Here is a 716-nt window from a genome sequence, read left to right on the forward strand (position 1 = left end):
CAAGCCCCTTTCACCTCGTAGATGGCGACGATGTCTGGTGACATTGCGTGAGGTCGGCCAGATGTCCCTGACGCGATCGACGCCCTCTCGTGCCGATGTGCGGGTGCTGCTGATGCTGCTGATGCTAGGCCGGGTCGGGGTACATCGGTGCCGGCGCTCCGTAGCGCACCCGTCGAACAGCACCGGGCAGGGCTTTGCGCAGAGCCTGGAACGCCTCCAGGGAACATCCGACGCTGAACTCGACCTCCTCGTCGACCTCGCAGGCCAGGCACCAGGCTTGATCTTCGGGCCACACGAGATGCGGGTCGTGATCGCCCGCAGAGCCGTACCAGGCGAGGGCGGGCGCATCGCCCAGCACCTCGACCGGGCCGGTGAACAGCAGCATCTCCCGATGAGGAATGGCCACCCGTGGCGCTTCGGGAGCCGGCCGGCGCCCGCCCCACCCCTCCCAGATCGCCGCATATCCACGGGACGGCGTGGCCGTGCAGGTCGCGAGCGTCGCCAGGGCTGCGCGAACGGCGCGATCTCCTGCCGCCGGGTCGACACCCTGCGCCCCAGGGCCAAAGGCGATACGCACATACACCTCGAAGCCTGGCGGGCCGTAGCGGACAAGATCCCACCACTGGACATCGGCCCGGAGCAGCCATCGAGCCGCGTCGGCATTCGGAGCGGGTCGCACCTCGGTCATGCCCTCAGTTTGTCGCAACCACAGGCGG

General features: G+C 68.6%; 1 protein-coding gene. It reads right to left on the reverse strand.

What is annotated here, in order from left to right:
* Positions 1-124: 124 nt before the first annotated feature.
* Positions 125-716 (reverse strand): hypothetical protein (locus tag Pta02_RS40840; protein WP_203880421.1); only part of this gene is annotated, 592 nt, incomplete at its 5' end.

Source organism: Paraplanobispora takensis (genome assembly GCF_016863195.1).
GTDB lineage: Bacteria > Actinomycetota > Actinomycetes > Streptosporangiales > Streptosporangiaceae > Planobispora > Planobispora takensis.